This window comes from Flavonifractor sp. An112, from assembly GCF_904377885.1.
GTDB lineage: Bacteria > Bacillota > Clostridia > Oscillospirales > Oscillospiraceae > Flavonifractor > Flavonifractor avicola.
This window is the reverse complement of the sequence record NZ_CAJFGT010000108.1, coordinates 1-5,161: the sequence shown is the minus strand read 5'-3', so window position 1 is coordinate 5,161 and position 5,161 is coordinate 1. Positions and strand designations below refer to the sequence as shown.

The following is a 5,161-nucleotide window of genomic DNA, read 5'->3' as shown; positions in this document are numbered from 1 at the left end:
TGTATTTTCATCTGCTCGGGCAAAGTGAATTCGCCCGGCATCAAGGTTTTGCCTGGCGGCAAAACGCTTGTACGCGCTGACGCGCGCCCCGCCGTGCGGGGCCCCGTTGCCGCTGGTATCCTCAACGCAGGTCAATTCCACTCGCCTTCCTTTCCAGCATGGTCTTGATGAGTTCCGCAATGTGCGCCCCCGCCTCCACGGCGGTGGTGCCCCCCTTGTGGATGTTGGAGATCACGGTGCGCTTGGACTCGGGGATACCGATGTGGGGCTTGTAGGTCAGGTAGGCCGACATGGACTCGGCGGTCACCAGGCCGGGCCGCTCCCCCACCAGCATACAGACCACTTCCGCGCCCGTCAGATCGCCAATGTGGTCGGAGGCGCCCACCCGGCAGTACTTTACATAGAGCACCGGGCCGCCCTCCAGGCCGTAGGCCTTCAGGCCCGCCCGCACCGCCTGGAGGCAGTCCACGGCGTTGGCCTCAATGGCGGCGGAGCTGAGTCCGTCCCCTACCACCAGGGCAATTTTCGGGTTCTGTCCAAAGGTCTTTTTGATGATAGCCTGGTTCTCCTCGTCGAACCGGCGGCCCCTGTCGGGACGGGTCAAATACTCGTCCTTGGTCTGGCACAGAGTCTGGACGGGCACAAAGCCGTTGTTCACCGCGAATTCGTCAGGCACATGGGAGAACACCGAATCCTGGGCGGCGGCGTGGTCAGCCCGCATCCGCAGCATGGAGATAGTTCGATACCTGGCTCCCGCCCGTCCCAGCCCCAGCCGGGCGGGAGTCTTTAACTTCAGATCCTGAAAGGCCTGGCCGCTGCGGGGGTTGTCCACCAGGTACTGCCGCCGCAGGTCGATCTGGGTGATGTCCTCCAGGCAGCCCTGGCTTACCTCCTCCTGCCGGGAAGCGGGCCGGGTCGTAGTCACAGCGGTCGGCTTCCCCGCCAGCTCCAGCACCATCCGCTCCACCATGGAGCGCAGTTCTTGTTCATTCAACGTCGTAACCTCCTTAACCCAGCAGCACCGAAGCGTCACCCGCCAGGGGGGTCAGCTTGCCGTTCTCCACAAAGCCCATGTCCTCCAGCCACCGCTGGAAGGGGGGAATAGCAGTCAGGCCAAACATCTCCCGCAGGGCGGCGGTCTCGTGGAAGCCGGTGGTCTGGTAGTTGAGCATCACGTCGTCCCCGTGGGGGATGCCCATAAAGTAGTTGCACCCGGCGGCGGTGAGGAGGACCGCCAGATCCTCGATGTCGTTCTGGTCGGCCTTCATGTGGTTGGTGTAGCAGGCGTCGCACCCCATAGGGATGCCGGTCAGCTTGCCCATGAAGTGGTCCTCCAATCCAGCCCGTATTACCTGCTTGGAATTATACAGATATTCCGGCCCGATGAAGCCCACCACCGTGTTCACCAGGTAGGGCTGGAACCGCTTGGCAAAGCCGTAGCACCGGGCCTCCATTACCACCTGGTCGGCACCGAAGTGGGCCTCGGAGGACAGCTCGGAGCCCTGGCCGGTCTCGAAGTACATTACGTTGGGCCCCACGGCGGTACCCTCCTTCAGGGCCAGCTGCCGGGCCTCCTCAATGAGCTTGCCGTCCAGGCCGAAGGCCTCGTTGCCCTTCTGGGACCCTGCGATAGACTGGAAGATCAGGTCGCAGGGAGCGCCCTTGCGCACCGCCTCCATCTGGGTGGTGACGTGGGCCAGCACGCAGATCTGGGTGGGAATGTTCCAGCGGTTGCGCACCTCATGGAACCGGTCCAGCACCCGGCGCACACTTTCCACCGAATCGTCCACCGGGTTCAGGCCCAGCACCGCGTCACCCGCCCCGAAGGTCAGGCCCTCCAGCAGGGAGGCCAGGATGCCGTCGGGATCGTCGGTGGGATGGTTGGGCTGGAGACGGCAGGACAGGGTGCCCGGCAGGCCGATGGTGGTGTTGCAATGGGCGGTGACCTTGATCTTCTTGGCGGCATAGATCAGGTCCATGTTGCTCATCAGCTTGGCCACGGCGGCGATCATCTCCGCCGTCAGGCCACGGCTCACCCATCGGATGGCATCGCCGTCGTGGTTCTCCGCCAGCAGCCACTCCCGCAGCTCGGCCACCGTCCAGTTCTTGATCTGGTCGTAGATTTTCTCGTTTACGTCGTCCTGAATGATGCGGGTGACCTCGTCCTCCTCATAGGGGACGGCGGGGTGGTTGCGCAGATCGGCCAGAGTCAGGTTGGCTACCACCACCTTGGCCGCCACCCGCTCCTCGGCGTTCTCGGCGGCAATGCCCGCCAGCCGGTCTCCCGACTTCTCTTCATTGGCTTTGGCCAGGGCGTCCTTGATCGATTTGAATTCATAGACGTGCCCCAACAGCTTGGTCTTGAGTATCATGTGATCGCTCCTTTTGCGGCTACGATTTGTGAAATACAAGGGTTTTAATAACGATGGGTAATACCGCGCCTCCGGCCACCGGGGCGCCGATGTCGATATAGTCCCCGTTGTCCATCTCCACCCCGTCCAGGCAGAGCAGAGGGCCGGACAGCAGGGCGGCCAGGGCCTGACCCAGCACCTTGGCCTGGTCGGCCTCCACCGCCACGATGGGAAGAAAGCCCGCTTCCACCAGGGGGGCCAGACCCTCCGCCACCCCCCGGGCCAGTTCCTGGATGCGGCTGTAGGAGGGGTTCTTCTCCCCCCGCAGGGCCAGGGCCAGCTGCACCAGCCCTCCCTGGTCCTGGTACCAGCCCAGCTTGTCCCGGATATGCCCTGCCAGTTCCTCCGGCGGTCCCCCCTCCTCTCGGCTGGCCAGCTTGAGGATGGGGATGTTTTTCAGGGGAAAAGTAATATCCCGGTAGAAGATGGTGGAGCCGGACAGATCGGTGGCATGGCTCCCCGCCCCCACCACCGTGGCCCGGATGGTCTCCGCCCCTCGGAACCGGCCCGCCTTCTGAAAAGCCGGGGAGGCCGCGATGGCCCTGCCCAGCAGCACCCCGATGTCTCCAAAGGCCAGCCAGTCCGGCGGCGGGGTGTAGATACAGTCGGCCACCCCGCCGGAGAAGGACACCACCGGCACCTCCTCCACCGTCCAGCTGGTCCCCCCGGTGAGAAATGCGTCCAGCCTGTCCCGGCCGGGCCGCAGCCCCGCCGCCTGCTCCAGCGCCTCCACCATAATTTGGATCACAGGCCCCAGCTGCTGGGGTGTAATCCTTTCTCCAATCGCCGGGGCGGGGCACCCGGCCCGGGCAAAGACCGGCGACACATAGGTGACCCGCCCGTCCTTGTCCAGCTTGATGAGCCGCCCGCCCACGTCCAGGCAGCCGGTGCGCACCAACTCCCCATTTTGGTATAACGCCAGGTTGGCGGTGCCGCCGCCAATATCAAAGTGTAATACCGTGGTGTGATGTTCCTTTGAGTATTCGTCCACTCCCGCCCCCCGGGCGGCCAGAATGGATTCCAGGTCTGGCCCAGCGGTGGCCACCACGAAATCCCCGGCGAACTCCGACAGGGCGGAGAGTACCTCCTGGGCGTTCTCCTTCCGGGCGGTCTCCCCGGTGATGATGACCGCCCCGGTGTCCACCTGGGACTTGTCAAAGCCCGACTTGCCGTATTCCTCGGCCACAATGGCCCCCACCCCCGCCCCGTCGATGACGGTATCGGACAGAAGGGGGGTAAAGTGGATGGCGGAGCGGTAGAGCACCTCCCGCCCGGCGATGGACACCCGGGGCACCGTGAAGGGGGTGGCCCGATTCTCCAGGGTCAGCCGGGACAAAATCAGTTGGGTGGTGCTGGTTCCAATATCAATTCCAACGGATAGTAACTGCTCCCCCATCACGCCAGCTCCCGCAGAATGGCCTTGATATCCTGGGGCGTCACAGGCCTGGGATTGGAGGGAGCGCACAGGTCGGCCAGGGCGGCGGCGGCGATCTCGTCCCCGCAGGCCTTGACCTGCTTGGCCTCCACTCCGCACTCCGACAGGCGGCCCGGCTGCTCCAGCCGCCCCCGCAGCCGCTCGATGGCAAAGGCCAGGCCTCTGGCGGTGGGGGTGAGGCCGCAGGCCTTGGCCAGGGCGGCGTACCGCTCCGCCGTCTCCCGCCGGGCGGCGTTGAAGCGGATCACATGGGGCAGCAGCATGGCGTTGAGCCGCCCATGGGGGATGTGGAACCGGCCTCCCAGGGCATGGGCCAGGCTGTGACTCAGCCCCAGCCCGGCGGCGTTGAAGGCCATACCCGCCAGGTTGGAGGCCAGCAGCATATCCGCCTTAGCCTCCTGGCTGCCGCCGAAGGCGGCGGGCAGGCTCTGCCAGGCCAGAACAAAGGCCTTCTCCGCCAGGGCGTCGGTGTACACGTTGGCCCCGGCGGCCACATAGGCCTCGGCGGCGTGGGTGAGCACGTCCATGCCGGTGTCCGCCGTCACCTTGGCGGGCACCCCGGCCAGAAACACCGGGTCCAGCACCGCCCGGTGGGGCAGCAGTGCGTCGTCCACCAGGGGGTACTTCACCCCCTTTTTGCTGTCGGTGAGTACGGCGAAGGAGGTGACCTCCGAGCCGGTACCGGCGGTGGTGGGCACCGCCCAGAAGGCGATCTCCCCCGGGGCTCCCAGCTTTTTGCCGTACTCCACCATGGCCTTGGCGCAGTCCAGGGCGGAGCCGCCCCCGAAGGCCACCACCGCCTGGGGCTTGAAGTCGGCCAATGCCCTGGCCCCCTTTGCCACCACCTCCAGAGGCGGGTCGGGCACCACGCCGGTAAAGGTCTCCACGGTGCAGCCGGGCAGCCGGGCCTTCACCTTGTCCAGCAGGCCGGACTTGGCCAGTAAGTCGTCGGTGACCACCATCACCCGCCCGCCGGCCAGCTCCTCCAGGGCGGCCAGGGCATCCGTGCCAAAGGAGATAGCGGTTTTCAGCTTGAATCTTTCCATGAGCGCTCCCCTGTTTCTTCCTTGATGGCCTTAGTATGGCGGCAGTAAGCAGGAATATACCAAAAGCCTGCGAAAGAAAAGCTTCATCATTCCTTTAGAATCTGTTCACAGCCTGTTCACCATCCCTTGGCGAAAAACGGATATGATAACAGCGTCAGGTACAAATGACAAACCATTCTCCTCTCTCTCTTACCTCTCTGTTCAAAACAAGGAGACCCGCCCAACGGCGGGTCTCCTTGTTTTTTTGTGTTGGGTGTATGCAAACGTAC

At 64.5% G+C, this 5,161-nt stretch carries 4 protein-coding genes; all 4 read right to left on the bottom strand.

What is annotated here, in order from left to right; genetic code table 11:
- Positions 1-121: 121 nt before the first annotated feature.
- The 4 genes from eutC to IHN22_RS12215 are packed head-to-tail and all read right to left on the bottom strand — an operon-like array spanning position 122 to position 4,892.
- Positions 122-994, bottom strand: coding sequence for an ethanolamine ammonia-lyase subunit EutC (eutC, locus tag IHN22_RS12230; RefSeq protein WP_191435649.1), 873 nt, complete (start codon positions 992-994; stop codon positions 122-124).
- A gap of 13 nt (positions 995-1,007) precedes the next feature.
- A complete protein-coding gene (locus IHN22_RS12225; protein WP_087330705.1) occupies positions 1,008-2,372 on the bottom strand; it encodes an ethanolamine ammonia-lyase subunit EutB in 1,365 nt (454 codons plus the stop codon).
- 19 nt (positions 2,373-2,391) lie between these two features.
- The gene (locus IHN22_RS12220) at positions 2,392-3,807 is read right to left on the bottom strand and encodes an ethanolamine ammonia-lyase reactivating factor EutA (RefSeq protein WP_191435648.1); all 1,416 of its coding nucleotides are present in this window, start codon (positions 3,805-3,807) and stop codon (positions 2,392-2,394) included.
- A complete protein-coding gene (locus tag IHN22_RS12215) occupies positions 3,807-4,892 on the bottom strand; it encodes an iron-containing alcohol dehydrogenase (protein WP_191435646.1) in 1,086 nt (361 codons plus the stop codon). The genes IHN22_RS12220 and IHN22_RS12215 overlap by 1 nt, the downstream gene beginning before the upstream one ends.
- Between the last annotated feature and the right edge of the window lie 269 nt (positions 4,893-5,161).